This is a genomic window from Hydrotalea sp. (genome assembly GCF_049968455.1).
Taxonomy (GTDB): Bacteria; Bacteroidota; Bacteroidia; order Chitinophagales; family Chitinophagaceae; genus Hydrotalea.
The window spans coordinates 1-19977 of record NZ_JBMFQT010000021.1 but is presented as its reverse complement, the minus strand read 5'-3'; the positions used below and the strand labels follow the sequence as shown (position 1 = coordinate 19977).

Below are 19977 nucleotides of genomic sequence, written 5' to 3'. Positions count from 1 at the left end.
TGGATACTTTAAAATGATGTTATTAATTTTTTTCAATAACTTTTTTATACCTGCATCCTCACTTATTATTCGCACTAAGTACTTACATTTACAACCATTCAATTTTGTATAAAACAATTGTATTGTGTTGCTATTTTACAATTGCTCTTTTGATAAGTATATTTTATTATGAAATATTTATATGGTTTTTCTCTTTTGCTTTTGTTAACAGCATGCCATCAAAGCAATAAAAATACTTTATATACTTTAATGACCAATACCGGTATTCATTTTAGGAATGACGTTACCGATGGAAGATTGGAAAATAGCTTTTTATTTAGAAATTTTTACAATGGTGGAGGTGTGGCTATTGGTGATATTAATAATGATGGGTTGCCCGATGTTTTCTTTACCTCTAACATGGGTGAAAACAAATTGTATTTAAATGAAGGCAACTTTAAGTTTAAAGATATTACTGCCACTGCAGGTTTTAAGCAAGACAGTATGTGGAGTACCGGCGTAGTGTTTGTAGATATTAATAATGATGGCTGGTTAGATATTTATGTTTGTAACTCAGGCCACATGAGTAATGGAAACAGACGCAATAAACTGTATATCAATAACCATAATAATACTTTTACCGAAGAAGCACATAAATATGGCTTAGACCATAAGGGATATACCACACAAGTTTCGTTTTTTGATTATGATTTAGATGGTGATTTGGATTGCTTTATTATTGATAATAGTCCTATTCCGGTTAACCAATTAGGTTTTAATAATAATCGCGATTTGCCGGATAGCGCCTGGAAGATTGCAGACTTTTTAAAAGGTGGGGGCAATCATTTATTGCGCAATGATAATGGCCATTTTGTGGATGTTACCCAACAAGCAGGACTGCACAGCAGTTTAATAAGTTTTGGATTGGGTATTTCAGTTGGAGATGTGAATGGGGATGGTTATCCTGATATTTACGTGTCAAACGATTCATATGAACGGGACTACCTTTATGTCAATCAACATAATGGTACTTTTAAAGATGAATTTGAAGATCGAATTAAACATACCAGTTTCTCATCAATGGGTAGCGATTTTGCCGATATAAATAATGATGGTTGTATTGATATTTTTAATACGGATATGCTACCTGATGATGATTATCGTTTAAAAACTACCGGTGCATTTGATAATATTGATTTGTTTAGAAGTAAGTTAAGGGCAGGCTTTTATTACCAATACGTAAAAAACTGTTTACAGTTAAATGATAAAAATGGAAGGTTTTCTGAAATAGCCAATTATGCCGGCGTTCCGGCATCAGATTGGAGTTGGGGCGCACTGATGTTCGACATGGATAATGATGGCTATAATGATATTTATGTTTGCAACGGGGTGAATAGGGATGTTACTGACTTAGACTTTATTGATTTTTTTGCCAATGATGTTATACAGAAAATGGTATTAACCGGTAAGAAAGATAATGTAGACCAAGTACTATTAAAAATTCCACAAACTCCGTTATTGAACAAGGCTTTTCAAAATCAACACGACTTACGTTTTATAGATAAAGCAAAAGAATGGGGCTTAGTGCAGTCTTCCTTTTCAAACGGAGCAGCTTATGGCGATTTAGACAATGATGGTGATTTAGACTTAGTAGTAAATAATGAAAATATGGAAGCTTTTGTGTATAAAAACAACAGCCGCGAATTAAACCATAATCATTATTTGGGCTTTATGCTAAAGGGCACAAATCAAAACACTTTTGCCATTGGCAGTAAAATTGAAGTGTATGCCAATGGACAAATTATGAGTCGCGATGTTTTTCCAAGTCGTGGCTTTCAATCCTCTATGGATTATAAACAAATTATTGGTTTAGGACAGCTAACGCATATTGATTCCATCCGCATTATTTGGCCAAACCTGGGTATCACAACTTATTTAACCCCTGCTGTTGATACAGTGTATCATTATCAACAACCCGATACTTTTAATACCTACTTCAAAAAAGAAAATACAACGGTACCCCCCTTGCTCGATTCAGTTAAATCTGTTTTTATTCGTCATGTAGAAGACGACAATATAGATTTTAACTACGAACGAAATATTCCAAAAATGTTATCACGTGAAGGTCCTAAGGGTGCAGTGGCCGATGTAAATGGCGATGGTTTAGCAGACATATATATAGGCGGTACCGTTGGTCATCCCGGACAAATTTATTTGCAGCAATCAAACGGTACTTTTGTTCAGAAGTCTGAACCTGTCTTTGATCAGTTCCGCGATTTTGAAGATGGTGCAGTAGCATTTTTGGATTATGACCATGATGGTGATATGGATTTGTTGGTCTGTCCTTCAGGGAACGCTCAACCTTCCGATACCCGACAAATGCAATTACGCCTTTATATGAATGATGGTAAGGGTAACTTTACCATTAAAACAGATGCATTTCCTAATACAGGGATGAATGTATCAGCAGTTGCAGTAAACGATTTTAATAATGATGGCTATCCTGATATATTTATAGGTGGGCGAAATGAACCCCGCAATTATGGGGTTGACCCGCAAAGCTATTTATTTGTTAATGATAAGAATGGCCATTTTACCGATATTGCCTCTACAAAAAATCCGGTTATAGCGCATATTGGTATGGTAACGGGCGCCCAATGGGCCGATGTGTTAGGTACCGGAACCCCACAATTAATTATTGTAGGTGAATGGATGTCACCGCATATTTTTTCTGTGGAGGATGATAAGTTTACAGAAGTAAAAACCAACCTAAATAATAAATATGGTTGGTGGGAAAGCCTGGCTGTGGCTGATGTAAATGGAGATGGATTGAATGATTTAATTATTGGTAATATTGGCGAGAATTTTTATTTGCATCCCGACTCTACTCATCCTGTAAAATTGTGGATTAATGATTTTAATCAGAATGGCGTGCAGGACAAAGTGCTAACTAGCACAATTAACGGTAAGGACTTGCCGGTGTTTTTAAAACGAGATATGGAGGATGAGATACCTTCTCTGAAAAAAAATAATTTAAAACACCACGATTATGCTTCTAAGTCGGTTCAAGAATTATTCCCGGCTTCGGTTATTAATAGCTGTATTGTAAAACAATTCAATTATACCCCCTCAGTAATTGCTATTAATAAAGGCAATGGTCAGTTTGAATTGCAAAAATTACCGCCTGTTGTACAATTCTCTTCTGTAAATGCCATTCTATGTGCCGATTTAAATGGCGATGGTAAAAAAGACCTAATGCTGGGTGGGAATGAGTTTGGCTTTTTACCTCAGTTTGAACGCTTAGATGCCAGTTATGGTACAATATTAATGAACAGAGGAAATGCTGTTTTTAAAGTTTTAAACACACAACAATCGGGTGTTGAATTAAATGGAATGGTTCGCGATATATTAGCTATCCCAACAAGGGGAAACCCTTATTATTTATTTCTTCGCAATGATGATTACCCGGTTTTGTTTAAACTGAATAGTAGTACGCAATTATTGAAGAGAAAATAAGTGTACATCATTGTATTTGCAAAACAAACAACTAAATGAAAGCATGGTAAAACAATTGGTATTATATTTCGCTATTTTTATTGCATTGGCAGCTTGTCATTCCAACAATAATAAGGATGTTAATCAAGCACCCTTGTTTTCATTATTAACCGATACACAAACCGGCTTGCATTTTCAAAATAAACTTACACCTACACCTAATTTCAATATGTTTAAGTACATGTATTTTTATAACGGTGCAGGCATTGGCGCAGGTGATTTTAATAATGATGGGAAGATTGATTTGTTTTTTACTGCTAATCAAGGCAACAATAAACTGTTTTTAAATAAAGGCAATTTAAAGTTTGAAGATGTAACGCAGCAAGCAGAAATTCCACAAACAAATAATTGGTCTACCGGTGTTTCGGTAGTAGATATAAATAATGACGGGCTGTTGGATATTTATATTTGTTGTGTGGGACATTATGATGTGCTGCAGGGACACAATCAACTGCTTATTTGCACAGGTATTGATTCTTTAGGAGTGCCTCATTATAAAGATGAAGCCAAAGCTTATGGCTTAGCCTTTTCAGGCTTTAGTACGCAAGCTGTATTTTTTGATTATGACCATGATGGAGATTTAGATATGTTTTTGTTGAATCATTCTGTACACCAAAATGGTTTATTTGCACCAAGGCAAAATTTTTTAGGCACCTACGATTCACTTTCCGGCGATAGAATTTTTAGAAACAATGGCAATAATACATTCAATGATGTTACTCGCCAAACCGGTATAAACAGTTCGGCAATTAGTTATGGTTTAGGTGTTGTTGTTGCCGATATTAATTTGGACGGCTATCCTGATTTATATGTTGGAAACGATTTTCATGAAAATGATTATTTATACATTAACCAAAAAAACGGCACATTTAAAGAGGAAAATAATGATCGTTTAATGCATACCAGTCAGTTTTCAATGGGTGTTGATGTTGCCGATGCTAATAATGATGGCTATCCTGAAATTATTTCTATGGATATGCTTCCATACGATCCCTACATTTTAAAACGATCACTCGGTGAGGATGAATATGATATTTTTTTCCATAAAATTAAAGTGGGTTATAACTATCAATACACGAGAAACAACTTACAATACAATCGCCGCAATGGCATGTTTAGCGAAACAGGTCTGTATTCCGGTGTTTTTGCAACCGATTGGAGTTGGGCTCCTTTATGGATGGATTTTGATAACGATGGGAAAAAAGATTTATTCATTTCGAATGGGATTCCCAAGCGTATGAATGACATGGACTATGTGAATTTTATTTCAAACGAAGAAATTCAGCGAAAAATAAATAGTAATACCATTGCCGATCAGGATATGGCATTGGTAAATAAATTTCCTGAAATAAAAATTCCCAATAAATTTTTTCATAACGGTGGGCAATTGCTGTTTTCTGATGAAGAAAATCGCATCCAAAATAATCAGCCTACTTATTCAAATGGAGCTATTTATGCCGACTTAGATAATGATGGTGATTTAGACATAGTTGTGAATAATATTGATGAACCTGTTATGGTTTATGAAAACAAAACGAATAATGGAACTGCAAAAAAACCTTATTTGGAATTAAATTTAAAAGGCCCTGAAAAAAATATTCATGCATTGGGTTCTAAAGTGGTTTTGTTTATTCAAAATGAAATAAGAACCTATGAAAAGTATCCCGTACATGGTTTTCAAAGCAGTATGGAAATTCCTTTGCATATTGGCTTAGATAGTACAAAGGTAGATTCCGCCTTTTTAATATGGCCCGATAACACCTATCAACGGTTAAGCCTTGCTGTTATTAATAATCAACAAACCTATACGTACCAAAAAAACTTACCCAAATTCAATTATAACAGCATTCTTAATTTTAAGCCTAATAAAACCCCTTTATTAACAGATCTTACCCAGGCAACTCACTTGAACTATGTACATCAGGAAAATCATTTTGTAGAGTTTGATCGAGAGTCTTTAATTCCACACATGGTTTCAACAGAAGGCCCTGCTTTGGCGGTTGCCGATATTAATCACGATGGATTAGAGGATGTGTTTATTGGTGCAGCTCGAACTTTTAAGCCTGCAGTATTCTTACAACAACGCAATGGAACTTTTCAATTTTTGAATGAGCCTGCTTTAAATATAGATAGCAGTTACGAAGATGTTGATGCTGTTTGGACGGATGTTAACAATGATGGGAATATTGATTTAGTTATAGCTTCAGGCGGTAATGAATATTACGGCACTGATGAACGCATGCAACCAAGAGTTTACTTGAATGATGGTAAAGGTAACTTAACCAAATTGCTCAATGCATTCAACAATATTTATATGACTGCCTCTTCGGTGGCTGCATATGATATTAACGGAGATGGTTTTGTGGATCTATTCATTGGTGGCAGAGCTGTACCTTGGAATTATGGTATAACCCCTAATTCTTACTTATTGCTCAATGATGGCAAAGGGCATTTTACCGATGTTACCGATAAATATGCATCCGGATTAAAAAATATTGGACTAGTTACCCAAGGTCAGTGGTTCGATTTAAATAAGGATGGTAAAAAAGATTTATTAGTTACTACCGAATGGGGCGGTATTTATGCTTTTATGAATACCAATGGACATTTTGAAAAAACCACCATTACCGAAAAAAAAGGCTGGTGGAATTTTGTTTACCCGGTGGATATTAATAATGATGGCAATGTTGACTTTATTGCCGGTAATTTAGGTTTGAATAGTCGATTAAAAGCTACCGATAAACAACCCATACGCCTTTATGTAAATGATTTTGACGACAATGGTCAGAAAGAACAAATTCTAACCTATTACTTAGCAGGCAAAGAAATTCCTTTTGCCAATAAAGATGAATTGCAAAAGCAAATTCCAATTATTAAAAAACGCTTTCTATATGCCGAAGATTTTGCTAAGGCAAGTTTAACAGATTTATTTACTGCCGAAAAACTGCAGTCATCTACCGTTTTGGAAGCCAATTACTTAAAGAATGCTATCTTAGTAAATGATGGTAAAATGCATTTTACCCTACAAGAAATGCCATGGCAAGCCCAATTAACACCTTATAAAACGGCTTGTGTGTTAGATAGCAATGCCAAAGGTTTACCTGAAGTAATGCTGGGGGGCAATTTTTATGATAACAATATTCAAATGGGGCGTTATGATGCTGATTTTGGAACTATATTAAGTTTAAATGCCCAACATCAATTCACAGCAAGTACATTAAATGGATTGGTGATAAAAGGACAAATAAGGCATATTCTACCTATTCGCATTCAAGGAAACCAATGTTACATTGTTGCCCGGAATAATGATAGTACAATGGTAATTGGGTTTAAAAAACCCTAATTCGGTTTTGCTAATATTTAGTGGATAGTATTTTCTTTTAAAATACCGGCTGATAAATTTCTGTTACCCATTGTGCAGTATCAGTGGCGGTTGGATTGTTATTCATAATTCTGTAAAATGGAATAGCCATGGCTGTTCTATGATAATCAGAAAAGTATTGCATCAGCCTTTTATACGCTTTATCAATCGTATAAGGGCCACCCGTAACTTCAGTAACAATAAAATTTCCCTTTACCATTTGTTTAAAAGCAAACTTTCCTTCATCATTAATGGGTTGTGTAATGGGAATGGAAACCATTAATTGTATGCTATCTTTATTCCAACGGGTAATATTATAAATGGGGTGCCCATCAGATATATATACTTTTTTTTGTTGAGCAAATGAGGTTAATTGCTGAATTAGTGCATAAATGTTTTTTTTGGTTGGTGGTTGGGTTAATATAGTTTTTGTTGACACCAAATAAGTATCGCTGTAGCCTTGTTGCCGCAAAGAAACACCATAAATATTTGCTTTGTCTTCGGCAAAAGGTTTAAATCTATTCATCACGTTTTGAATAGCCGGTTTTAAACCCAAAGCTGTACGGTAACGAATAATTTTTAAAAATGGATTATTGCCTGTAGGCACTTTTACCTGCCAAAGCAAATAACAGGAATCAATATTATTAGGTATTACATTTACTTGCGCATTGTACACTTCATTACCTGAGGTGAGCAACAACTTTAAACCCTTATACAAAGGTTCTGTAATGGTAAAATGGATATTGTCTGCAATAAACTCACTTGAATCCATGTTCTTGAATCCGGTATTAGTGTCATAGTTCCACCATTTTCGCCAGTGGCCGGTATCTTGCAATAAGCGTATTACCCCATTTTCATTGGCATGTATTTTTGTATTAATGGTTAAAGTGGCTTCCTCTGGAATGAGTAGGTAAACGGCTGCCAAAAATATGATTAGTATGGCAATGAGAATGAAAAACCATTTTTTCATTTACTGTTGTAGTTTAAAAAACAATAATAATTGCAAGTTAATGGTAAACTCAATAGTTCACCTTTTTTTAATGGTTGTTAAAGCATAAAATAATCTTAACTTTTTAGCTTGGTTATGGTTTAAAATATATACATTGGCTAATTTGTGTTGCTGCATAAATTGCTTTAATTTTCGACCAATGTTTATTACCATCAATATGCTTCGTAAAAAGGAAATGTTTTGGATAGTGTATAGTGCAGTGTTAGGTTGTTTTTTTGTAAGTTGCACTAATGCTAATCAGCAACAAAAGCAACCGCTTTTTAAACAACTTACAGCACAACAAACCGGTATTAACTTTACCAATACGGTTACAGATAGCCGTGAAATGAATATTTTTAACTACCATAATTTTTACAATGGTGGCGGTGTGGCTATTGGTGATATCAATAATGATGGTAAGCCTGATATTTTTTTTACTGCTAACCAAGGCGAAAATAAATTATACTTGAATGAAGGTAATTTTCATTTTAAAGACATTACCCAACAAGCCGGTATAACAAGTAAACACAAATGGCATACCGGTGTTACCATGGTTGATATTAATGGCGATGGATGGTTAGATATTTATGTATGTAATGCAGGCATTATGCCCGGCGATGATAGAGCCAATGAATTATACATCAATCAAAAAGATGGTACTTTTAAGGAAGAAGCTGCTAAATATCATTTAAATGATACCGGTGCATCAACCCAAGCCATTTTTTTTGATTATGACCATGATGGCGATTTAGATTGCTTTGTCTTAAATAATAATCCCAAATCAATTGAAAGTTTTGGTTATAAAAAAGATGCACGATTGTTACGCGATGCCGCCGATGGAGATCGCCTTTACCGAAACGATAATGGTGTGTTTACCGATGTAAGTGCACAGGCCGGTATTTATGGAAGTGCTATTGCTTACGGGTTGGGCATTGCTGTAGGGGATGTGAATAATGATGGATGGGAAGATATATATGTTTCAAACGATTTTTTTGAAAAAGATTATCTGTATATCAATCAAAAAAATGGCACATTCAAAGAAGTAAGTAATACAGCTTTTGGACACATGAGCAATGGTTCAATGGGTAATGATATGGCCGATTTTGACAATGATGGTTACCTAGATATTTTTACGGCTGAAATGTTGCCTGAATCAGACTATCGCTTAAAAACTACGGTTAAGTTTGATGATTATGATGTACAAAATGCAAAAAACATATTAGATTATCATCACCAATTCACCGGCAATAGCTTGCAATTGAATAACCAAAACGGCACATTTAGTGAAGTTGCACAATTAGCAGGTGTTGATGCTACCGGGTGGAGCTGGTGCCCTTTATGGTTTGATTTTGATAATGATGGCAAAAAAGATTTGTTTGTAACCAATGGTTTGAAACGCGATTTAACCGATCAGGATTTCCTAGCCTATTTCAACAACAATGAAACCATGCGCAAGGTGGCTGAAGGGGCTTATGGTTTGCAAGATATATTGAATAAAATGCCTTCAGTACCCATTCCAAACTATGGGTTTTTAAACAAAGGGAATTTTGTATTTAGTAATCAATCTCAAAACTTAGGTTTAGCACAACCTTCTTTTAGTGGTGGTGCTGCTTATGCAGATTTAGATGGTGATGGAGATTTAGATTTGGTAGTGAATAATTTAGATGCGCCTGCATTCATTTACCAAAATACCACAGTTGAAACAAAGCACACACGTTATTTAAAGGTGCAATTAAAGGGTAGTGCTCCCAATACGTTTGGCTTAGGAGCACGTGTTTGTGTTTTTACAGGGACAAACAAACAAATGCAGGAACAAATGCCTACCCGTGGTTTTCAAAGCAGCGTTGAACCTATTTTATTATTTGGACTAGATTCCTTACAGCAAGCCGATAGCGTTACTGTTTATTGGCCCAATGGGAAAATGCAAACCATATCTAAAATTGCTGCCAATCAAACCATTACATTCAATGAAGTTAATGCACTGAAAACAAATATTTATACTGCTGCTACTATACCTTGGTATACTAATGTGGCTAATAAGGTTATTCAGGGAAGTATAACTCACCACGAAAACGAATTTGTTGATTTTGATGTAGAAAGATTAATTCCTAAAATGCTTTCTACCGAAGGGCCTAAAATTGCCATTGGCGATGTAAATGGTGATGGTTTAACCGATTTTTACATGGGTAGTGCAACCGGAGATACTGCAAAAATATTTATACAATTACCAAATGGTCATTTTAAACAACTACCACAAACGGTATTTGTTGCCGATAAATTTTTTGAAAATACCGGAGCATCATTTGTAGATGCAGATGGCGATGGTGATTTGGATTTAATTGTTGCTTCGGGTGGCAATATGGCACCGATAGGTTCTCCCTACTTAGCTCCTCGTTTATACTTAAATAATGGTAAAGGTATTTTTACTAAAGCTGCCAATGGATGGCCATTTGTTTCTTTAAATGCCTCCTGTGTGCGCATAGCTGATGTAAATAGTGATGGTTTACCGGATGTGTTTATTGGTGGTAGAAATATTCCGGGAAACTATGGCGCACCTGCTTCAAGCATTTTATTGCTCAATAAAGGCAAAGGGATTTTTGAAAATGTTACAGCTTCACTGGCAACCAATTTACAGCAATTAGGAATGGTTACCGATGCACAATGGGCCGATGTTGATGGCGATGGGAAACCGGAATTAATTGTTGTGGGTGATTGGATGCCCATTACTATTTTTAAATGGCTGAATGGAAAGTTTGATAAATGGAAAACTTTACCACAATCTTCCGGCTGGTGGAATTGTATTACAGTAGCTGATATTAACCATGATGGGAACCTCGATTTTATTGCGGGTAATTTTGGGTTAAATTCTAACATTAAAGCCGATGTTGCCCATCCAGCACAATTATATGTTGCCGATTTTGATGGTAACGGTCAACAAGAATGCATACCGGTTTATTATAAAACCGACGGCAAGGCCTATCCGTATTATTTAAAAGGTGAACTGGAAGCTCAAATTCCTTCAATTAAGAAAAACTTTTTGGCATACAACGCCTTTGCGGGCAAATCTATTCAAGAACTTTTTCCTGCAGATGTTTTAAACAAAGCATTGGTTTTACAAGCACAGCAATTACAAACTTGTATGTTTATGAATGATGGTAAAGGCAATTTTACCATGAAACCACTACCTGTTCGTGCTCAATTTTCACCTACCTATGCTATTGTAGCCAACGACTTTAATGCCGATGGTAATACCGATTTATTTATTGCCGGTAACTTTTTTGGTTTAAAACCCCAAACCGGAAGGTTAGATGCGAATGATGGCACATTGTTATTAGGCAGCTCATCGGGCAATTATCAATATGTTTATCCTGCTAAAAGTGGGTTAACCTACGTTGGTGAAGCCCGCGATGCTGCTATTTTACCTTTAAATACTGGTAAAAAGGCATTACTAGTTACCATAAACAATGCTCCTTTATTAATGTTTGAACGTTGATGTTTTAGCTGTTTACCGAAAAAAATTTGGCATTTACTTAAATTTTCTTTTCTTTAGACCCTTTATAAATTTAATGAATGTTTAAGATATTCTTTAAATTTTACATACCTACATCTATTTAAAACCTTGCCAAATGAAAAGACAGCTTTTGAAGCGCCTTCCTGTTCGCTATGTGTTGCTTCTTTCTTTTATTGTTTTAATTTCCGGTTTAATATATGTACAGGTAGCACAATATAATCAATACAATCATTTAGCCAATCAGTATAATGCTATTACCGGTAATAGTGTTGATAAACTTTCATTGCTTATTAATTTGAGACGCGGAAGTGATTATGTGCAAACACAAGTTTTACATTTGTTGCTAAGTAAAGACCCCAATGAAATAGCGGTTACTCGTAAAAAAATTCAGGAAGAGATAGACCGTAATGATACCAATATGCGGGAATTTGAAAAACTTGTAATTGCAAAAGAAGAAAAAAAATTATTTGATAGTTTAACTTATTATCGCAAGCAAAATTCAGCAGTACGTGCTTTTTTAATGAATTTGGCCGTAGAGGGTCATTTTAATAAGTCTCAAAAGTTTTATTTAGATAGTCAGCACATTACCTACGAGCATTTACAAAAAGCCAATACTTTATTGGCGACTTTTGTAAAAGACTCTGCCAGCCATCAAAAAAACAGACTGAATACAACCATAGCAAGTGACAATAAAAAAACATTAGAAATTAATTTATTTATTGTTGCCTTGCTTATTTTGATGGGTATTGCTGTTTTGCGTACAATACAAAAAATGAAGGAGGATCATTTACAGTTAGCAGAGAGCGAAGCAAAATATCGGTATTTAATTGAACATACTAATGAAATCATTAACCGCTGTGATGCATCGGGTAAAATAATTTTTGCCAATAAAGCATTTAAAGAAAAATTGGGCTATGATGATGAAGAATTAGCCCAATTAAGTATACCCGATATATTGGATGAAAATAGCATGAATACTTTTAATCCCTCTCCTTCTCCTGAAAAAGATGGTACCCTATTAAAAAACGTGCAAAAAATTTATATTGCAAAATCGGGTAAGAAAATTAGAGTAGAAGGAAGTATAATAATTGAATATCGGAATCGGAAATGTATCGCAGCCGAAGCTTATTTTAACGATATTACAGAAAAATACAATTTACAACAACAACTGGTTGCTTCCGAAAAAAAATACCGCAGCATATTTGAGTTTAGCCCTTTACCTAAAATTATTTATGATATTAATACCTATGAAATTTTACAAGTAAATACTGCTGCTATTCAGCATTATGGGTATAACAACAAAGAATGGTTGAGTTTAAAAATAACGGATATAATTGCCGCCAATTATTTGCCGGAAGCCAAAGCGGCATTAATACAACTACAACAAAATTCTGAGGCTTTTGAAAGTAAAATGAAACACATTACAAAAAATGGAGCATTAATAGATGTGGAAATTAGGGGAGTACCATTTGAATATGAAGGTCATAAAGCTCGTTTAATTACTATTTTAGACGTAACGGAACGCAATGAAACTGAGAATAGAATTTCAAAAGCAATTATGGAAACGCAGGAGCAGGAACACTTTCAAATTAGTGCTGAATTGCATGACAATGTAAACCAAATACTAACCGGCGCTGTATTTACATTGGGCTTATTAAAAAAAGAATCATTACCCGCTCAACAACTCGATGCAATCGTTACTGCACATAAATACATTAGTATGGCTATTGAAACTATCCGAAAAATTTCGCATCGGTTAGCCCCCCCTTCTTTTAATTTGGTAGAATTTAGTGATAGTATTCAAATGTTGTTGAATGGAGTTAATAAGGATAGAAAATACCTAATTGAATATGTATACAATGTTCCCAAAGAAGTAAAACTGCCGGATGATGTGATGTTGAATTTGTATCGCATATTGCAGGAGCAACTCAATAACATTTATAAATATGCTAATGCCACCATCATTGAAGTAAACTTAAATGCTGATGACAAGGAAGTAGAATTATATATTTATGACAATGGCCGTGGGTTTGATATGAAAATTCAACGAAACGGTATTGGGCTAAGTAATATTCAACGAAGAGCCGCTTTATTTTCCGGTTATGCACGCATTTTATCATCGCCCGGAAACGGTTGCAGTGTAAAAGTTTTTATTCCGCTTAGTTAAAGTAGCTATTTACTGTTTATTTTATGAATAAATTGCAAGGGCATTAATAAACAATTAATGTCGGTGATTGCTTTAGCCTATTCTTATAAGTGAACATTCACTCAATAATGCTTAAAGTAACCACTATTTTCATAAAACAATGTTCATTTAAAAGAACTAGACATGAAAAATATTTTACTACTACTATTGCTTCCTCTGTCCTTGTCAGTTTGTGCACAAAGCCCGGTTGACCCTTGGAAGATTAAAGCCGATTCTATTAATGCGGCCAATTATTATGGAGTAACGGTAGCAAATGGAATGATAGGAGTGGTTTCTGCTCCCGAACCCTTTAAAGTGAAAGAAGTGGTATTGGCAGGTGCATATGATACATATGGCAGAGGTATGGTCAGTAATTTTTTGCGCAGCTTTAATTTGTTAAACATGCAAATGAGTATTGATGGCGAACAAATTAATAAAAATAATGTTACGCAAATGCATCAGGTTTTAGATATGCACCATGCCAATTTTACTACTACATTTCAATTTGAAAATAAGGCTCAAGTAAGTTATACCTATTACTCATTGCGGCAATTACCATTTACCGTGTTAATGACTGTTACTATTACGGCAAAACAACCTTTAACATTAGGAGCAGCTAGTGTAATGGAGGCTCCCGATGCTTTACGTGATGTGGAAAATTATTATAACCAAATTGATAGGCCTCATACTCTTATCAGTCTTTTAACTTCTTCCGCTAAAAGCCCAACAGGAAAATTATTATTATGTGCTGCTAACAGTTTTATGTTTGATGAACCATATGGTCAGGAACCTCAAATCATTCATGAAATGTGGGATAATAACATGCACCTAATGAAATTCTCAAAATCATTAAAGGCAGGTGAATCATACACTTTTAGTATTGTTGGTTCTTCTATTACTTCGGCTCATAATGCCGATCCATTAAATGAAGCACAACGGTTAACCATTTATGCTAAACTACAAGGACGTAACAGATTAATTAAATTTCATGATGAAGCATGGGATGCATTATGGAAGAGCGACATAACCATCAATGGAAATGCACAAGATCAGCAGGATGTGCATAGTATGTTGTATCATTTGTATTCATTTGTACGTGAAGGCTCTGATTTAAGCCCTTCACCGATGGGCTTGTCAGGTTTGGGCTACAATGGTCACGTATTTTGGGATGCCGACTTATGGATGTTCCCCGCATTGTTGGTATTACACCCGGAAATGGCAAAAAGCATGGTAGAGTACCGTTATGCACGATTAGCTGCCGCCAAACAAAATGCTTTTGAACATGGATATAAAGGTGCCATGTTTCCTTGGGAAAGTGCAGCAAGCGGGGTGGAAGAAACACCTGTATGGGCATTAAGTGGCCCCTTTGAGCACCATATAACCGCTTGTGTTGGTATTGCTGCCTGGCAGTATTATGAAGTTACACAAGATAAAGCCTGGTTAAAAGAAAAGGGGTGGCCGTTGTTGAAAGCAGTTGCAGAATTTTGGAGTAGTAGGGTAGAACGTAATGGTCCAGGTAAATTTGATATTAAAGATGTAGTGGCGGCTGATGAATGGGCCGAAAATGTTGACAATGATGCTTTTACCAATGCTGCGGCAAAAGCAGTATTGCAATATGCCACCACAGCCGCCGGAATAGTTGGGGAGAAGGCAGATACAGATTGGGTATATGTTGCCAAGAATATTCCAATTCTACAATTCCCCGATGGGGTAACAAAAGAATTTGCAACATACAAAGGGGAAGGAATTAAGCAAGCAGATGTTAATTTGTTAGCTTATCCTTTAAAAGAAATTACACAGCCTCAGCAAATTAAAAAAGATTTAGAATACTATTCAACCCGAGTACCTAATGCAGGAACGCCTGCAATGACGCAAGCCATATTTGCTTTATTGTATGCTCGTTTAGGCGATGGGGAAAAAGCCTATCATTGGTTTAAAGATGCTTATATTCCTAATTTAAATCCACCGTTCAGAGTAATTGCTGAAACCAAAGGCGGTACTAACCCCTACTTTGCAACCGGCGCAGGTGGTATTATACAAAGCATTTTAATGGGTTTTGGAGGATTAAATATAACTGAAAGCGGAATTACTCAAATTCCTTCTGCTTTACCTAAGCAATGGAAAAAGTTAACCATAACAGGCGTAGGTACTCAGAAAAAAACTTTTACAGTTCAGTAAAATATCCTATTTTCATCCTGATTTTTTTGAATGAAAAAGATTGTTGCTATATTATTATTGAGCATATTGTTGTTTAACTGGATAGGCTATCGGTTTGTGATGGACTATTTTGAAAACCGCGCCGATATTGCTTTTCAGGAAAAATTAGACGATAATCAATATAATCAAAAAGATTTAATCAGTATAAAAGTCCCCGCCGCATTACCTTATGGTACAAGTTCTCCTAAATTCGAAAGGGTAAATGGGGAAATTACTGTTAATGGGATTACCTATTCTTATGTTAAACGCCGTTTTTATCAAGATAGTTTGGAATTACTGTGTATTCCCAATTTTGCCAAAACCGGTATAAAAAATGCCAGAGATGCATTTGCTAAACTGGCTAATGATTTTGTAAATAGCGGTTCTTCAAAAAAAGATGCCGGCCACCAAGCCCACTCCGTTAAACCGGTTGTGCAAGACTACACAAGCCCTATAGCCTATAGTGCTCAACATCCTGCATTGCAAATGACTTCTGTTTTTGCCGCTTATCGGCAACAGGCATATCAATTTATTCTTATTAAAAGTTTAGACAAGCCTCCAAAATATGCTATTAACACACTTGCTTAGTGTGCATTTTTCATTTGCATTTTTATTAGATTGGTAGTTAGTCAATATTATTTAATTGGTTAACCAAATAATAAAAACTGCAGAACACAAGTATATTCGTTTTTTAAAGGTGTTCAATAAATTTCAGTCAAATTAAAATAACTGGCATTGTAAAAATTTATATGTGCAATGCTAAAAAACTAATAGAATGGTTGTAAGGAGGATATTCGCACTGGTTTTTTCATTCCTGTTTTTAATGGCATGTAATAATAACAATGCCTATCAAAAAATAGTAGCTAATCCACAATTATTTACCAATACCGTGCACGAATTAAATACTGTAGTAATGGGTAATAATTTTGGGCCGGTAGTAGCATCACGTAATTATGCGTATGCAGCTATTGCAGCTTATGAAGTAATAGCCGCAGGATATCCTCAACAGTATCAATCATTGCAAGGACAATTAAACGGTTTAAAATCGGTAGCAAAGCCCGATACTACTCAACCTATCAACTACAACTTCGCAGCTATTTTAGCATATTGTAAAGTAGGCGAAGCAGTTACTTTTCCGGAAGGAAGCATGAAAACTTATGTTGATAGTTTAGTGCAATTGGTTAAAAACAATGGGATGAGTAATGCAATGTATAATGCAACCAAGCAATATGCAGATGCTGTTGCCCAATCTATCATTGCCTGGAGTAAAAAAGACAATTACGCTGAAACACGCAGTATGCCTAAGTTTACGGTAATTGACAGTCCGGGTCGTTGGGTGCCTACTCCTCCTGCATATGCACAAGCAATGGAGCCTCATTGGAATTTAATTAGACCAATGGTAATGGATAGTGCATCTCAATTTAGGGCAGATAAACCAATACCCTTTAATGTTACGGATAAGAAAAGTCCTTACTATTTACAAGTAAAATTGATGTTGGATAGTTGTACGAATTTAACACCAGAACAAAGACATATTGCAAATTTTTGGGATGACAATCCGGGTAAACTGAATGTAAATGGCCACGCCATGTTTGTATTTAAGAAGTTTTCACCTCCTGGACATTGGATGAGCATTGCCGGTATTGCTTCAAAAAAAGCAGGGGCCGACTTTGCACAAACCGTGTATGCAACAGCGAAAACTGCTATAGCTTTATTCGATGCATTTATACAATGCTGGAATGAAAAATATACTTATAATACTGTAAGGCCGGAAACTGTCATTAATAAATATTTCGATGCAAATTGGCGTCCTGAATTGCAAACGCCACCTTTTCCTGAATATACTTGTGGACATTGTACCATTTCAGCATCCGGAGCCGAAGCGCTTACCAGCATTTATGGCGATAACTTCCCTTACACCGATTCTACAGAATTAGAATTTGGTATTCCAAGCAGAAGCTATCAATCTTTCCGCCAAGCTGCAATTGAAAATGAAAAAGCCCGTTTTTATGGCGGCTTGCATTACTGGAATTCCTGCGGAGAAGGCCATAATTGTGGTATTAAAGTTGGCACTTTAGTGGTACAAAAACTTAAAATGAAAAAATAAGGTTTCCCTACTTTTTGGGTAATTCTTGCACCTACAGCAAGTGGCAGCCGTTAGTTGCTAACGGTAATGTATTGCTTATCCCAAACCACAATCAATCAAAATTAACGAGACAACTATGAGGGTAACCCTAAAAATTTTACTTTTTGGAATTGTATTTATGCTCATATTTCAAAACATACAGGCGCAAACAGAACAAGATGGTATAATGATGGCTAACCAAAATTGGTGTACCGGTTTTGTATATAATTACAGTAGTTGGAACAACTATTGGGAAGGCACTTTTAAACGCAACAATGCTAATTTAGGAACTGTTTCTACCCAATCAGTGGCGTTTATGGGCGCCTATGGTATTACCGGTAAATTAAATGTATTGTATAGTTTGCCTTATCTACATACACATGCTTCTGCAGGCACATTGCACGATATGGAAGGTTTGCAGGATGCAGGTTTGTGGTTGAAATGGCAGGTTTGGCAGAAAAAAATTCAGAAACAGAAATATGCAGTGTATGTAACCGGAGGCTATTCATTCCCAACTACCAATTATCAGGCAGATTTCTTGCCTTTAGCTATTGGTTTAAGAAGTAAAACTGCCTCTATTCGCTTAATTATGGATTACCAAAAAAAGAATGTATTTGTAACAGCAACTGCAGCCTATGCTAACAGACAAAATATTTATATTGACAGATTTGCTTATTACACAACCGAAATGCACTATACCAATGAAGTATCAATGCCCGATGTAATGAATGCTGCATTAAGATTGGGTTATAGAAAGAAAGAAGATTTTGCAGAAATTGCTATCGTCAATAATACCACGTTAGGTGGATTTGATATGCGTAAAAATGACATGCCTTTTCCAAGTAATAAAATGAATTTTACAACTGTAGGCATTGATGGAAAATATGCTATTCCTCATTTCTACCGCATTTCAATTACCGGCGGAATTAGCTATGTAGTTACCGGCCGTAATGTTGGACAGGCAACAACTGCATCAATTGGCATTTTTAAAGTATTTGATTTTGCTTCTGCACGTCAAAAACAAATCAATCACCAAACCAACAATTAACTGTATGAAAAAAATATTTATATATACTATAATTGCTATTAGCACCGGATTAATTATTTATGCTTGCAATAAAAATGCACCGGATATTACAGCCGATGTAGCCCCATTGCAACCACAAAATATTGACTTAAATGCCGGCACATGGAAAACTATTTTACTTACACGCCCCGATACATTTGCAGTAGCTGCCCCTTCAGCAGTTACTTCAGCCGATTATATTGCTGAATTAAATGAAATAAAAGGATATCAAAAAAGTTTAACTCCTGCTCAACTAAACACTATAAAATATTGGGCTGCAGGTGGTGTATTGCGTTGGAATGAATTAATGCGTGGCTTGGTTACTAAATACAATTTACCGGCATATCAAAACCCTGATGGTACTTACCCAATACCCAGCGCAGCTAATCCATTTGCTTATCCTTTATTCCCATTTGCTAATCCCCCTTATGCTGCCAGAGCTTATGCCTACATTAGTGCAGCGCAATATGATGCATTAGTAGCTTGCTGGTATTATAAAAAATTATACAACAGAGCCGCACCTTATGCCAATGATAAAACAATTCAAGCAAAAGTACCTACTTCAACTTTGCCTTCATATCCTTCTGAAGCTGCAGTAATGGCCGGAGTAACTGCTGAAGTGATGAAATTATTATTTCCTACTGAAATAGCTAATATTGAACAAAAAGCACATGAACAAGAATTGGCAATGATAATGGCGGGTGCTGCAACACGTAGCGATATAGCCGCAGGTGAAGCATTAGGACGCCAGGTAGCAGAAGTATTTATTGCTCGTGCAAAAACCGATAATGCAGGCAAAGCAGTTGGAACACCCACCGATTGGAAAAACTTTGAAACCGTAACCATGGCTCGTGGTGAAACACCTTGGTATAGTTTAGAATCTCCTAAAAGGCCTCCCATGTTGCCATTGTTTGGAAATGTAACACCATTTTTATTTCCGGCAACAACGGTACCTACTTTTCGTCCGGGTCCTCCTCCCTCTACTAAAAGTCAAACTATTCTAGATGCGGC

At 35.7% G+C, this 19977-nt stretch carries 9 protein-coding genes and 1 pseudogene; 9 read left to right on the top strand and 1 reads right to left on the bottom strand.

Features of this window, described 5'->3' with window-relative positions:
- Nucleotides 1-168: 168 nt before the first annotated feature.
- Entirely contained in the window at nucleotides 169-3495 is a 3327-nt protein-coding gene (locus ACP5P5_RS12530; protein ID WP_428286458.1) for an FG-GAP-like repeat-containing protein, read from the top strand.
- 16 nt (nucleotides 3496-3511) lie between these two features.
- Nucleotides 3512-6877, top strand: coding sequence for a VCBS repeat-containing protein (locus ACP5P5_RS12525; protein ID WP_428286457.1), 3366 nt, complete (start codon nucleotides 3512-3514; stop codon nucleotides 6875-6877).
- Nucleotides 6878-6914: 37 nt separating this feature from the next.
- On the opposite strand, the gene ACP5P5_RS12520 is transcribed toward ACP5P5_RS12525, so the two are convergent.
- Nucleotides 6915-7865, bottom strand: coding sequence for a GyrI-like domain-containing protein (locus tag ACP5P5_RS12520; protein WP_428286456.1), 951 nt, complete (start codon nucleotides 7863-7865; stop codon nucleotides 6915-6917).
- 178 nt (nucleotides 7866-8043) lie between these two features.
- On the opposite strand from ACP5P5_RS12520, the gene ACP5P5_RS12515 reads away from it, so the two are divergent.
- The 7 genes and pseudogenes from ACP5P5_RS12515 to ACP5P5_RS12485 all read left to right on the top strand — a co-directional run.
- Nucleotides 8044-11376, top strand: a complete 3333-nt coding sequence (locus tag ACP5P5_RS12515; protein ID WP_428286455.1) for a VCBS repeat-containing protein — start codon at nucleotides 8044-8046, stop codon at nucleotides 11374-11376.
- Nucleotides 11377-11509: 133 nt separating this feature from the next.
- The gene (locus ACP5P5_RS12510; RefSeq protein WP_428286454.1) at nucleotides 11510-13561 is read left to right on the top strand and encodes a PAS domain S-box protein; all 2052 of its coding nucleotides are present in this window, start codon (nucleotides 11510-11512) and stop codon (nucleotides 13559-13561) included.
- 162 nt (nucleotides 13562-13723) lie between these two features.
- The gene (locus tag ACP5P5_RS12505) at nucleotides 13724-15757 is read left to right on the top strand and encodes a glycosyl hydrolase family 95 catalytic domain-containing protein (RefSeq protein ID WP_428286453.1); all 2034 of its coding nucleotides are present in this window, start codon (nucleotides 13724-13726) and stop codon (nucleotides 15755-15757) included.
- Between the two features lie 30 nt (nucleotides 15758-15787).
- Nucleotides 15788-16363 carry a hypothetical protein gene (locus tag ACP5P5_RS12500; protein ID WP_428286452.1) on the top strand — a complete coding sequence of 192 codons (576 nt, stop codon included), beginning with the start codon at nucleotides 15788-15790 and terminating at the stop codon, nucleotides 16361-16363.
- Between the two features lie 235 nt (nucleotides 16364-16598).
- Entirely contained in the window at nucleotides 16599-17882 is a 1284-nt protein-coding gene (locus ACP5P5_RS12495; protein WP_428286451.1) for a vanadium-dependent haloperoxidase, read from the top strand.
- A gap of 157 nt (nucleotides 17883-18039) precedes the next feature.
- Nucleotides 18040-18948: a hypothetical protein gene (locus tag ACP5P5_RS12490; RefSeq protein ID WP_428286450.1), complete on the top strand. Its 909-nt coding sequence runs from the start codon at nucleotides 18040-18042 to the stop codon at nucleotides 18946-18948.
- A gap of 4 nt (nucleotides 18949-18952) precedes the next feature.
- Nucleotides 18953-19977, top strand: a pseudogene (locus ACP5P5_RS12485) (phosphatase PAP2 family protein); the annotation flags it as partial.

Coding starts and splice junctions, on each gene's coding strand:
- ACP5P5_RS12530 (WP_428286458.1), top strand. CDS start 169: ATGAAATATTTATATGGTTTTTCTCTTTTGCTTTTGTTAACAGCATGC.
- ACP5P5_RS12520 (WP_428286456.1), bottom strand. CDS start 7,865: ATGAAAAAATGGTTTTTCATTCTCATTGCCATACTAATCATATTTTTG.
- ACP5P5_RS12515 (WP_428286455.1), top strand. CDS start 8,044: ATGTTTATTACCATCAATATGCTTCGTAAAAAGGAAATGTTTTGGATA.
- ACP5P5_RS12510 (WP_428286454.1), top strand. CDS start 11,510: ATGAAAAGACAGCTTTTGAAGCGCCTTCCTGTTCGCTATGTGTTGCTT.
- ACP5P5_RS12505 (WP_428286453.1), top strand. CDS start 13,724: ATGAAAAATATTTTACTACTACTATTGCTTCCTCTGTCCTTGTCAGTT.
- ACP5P5_RS12500 (WP_428286452.1), top strand. CDS start 15,788: ATGAAAAAGATTGTTGCTATATTATTATTGAGCATATTGTTGTTTAAC.
- ACP5P5_RS12495 (WP_428286451.1), top strand. CDS start 16,599: ATGGCATGTAATAATAACAATGCCTATCAAAAAATAGTAGCTAATCCA.
- ACP5P5_RS12490 (WP_428286450.1), top strand. CDS start 18,040: ATGCTCATATTTCAAAACATACAGGCGCAAACAGAACAAGATGGTATA.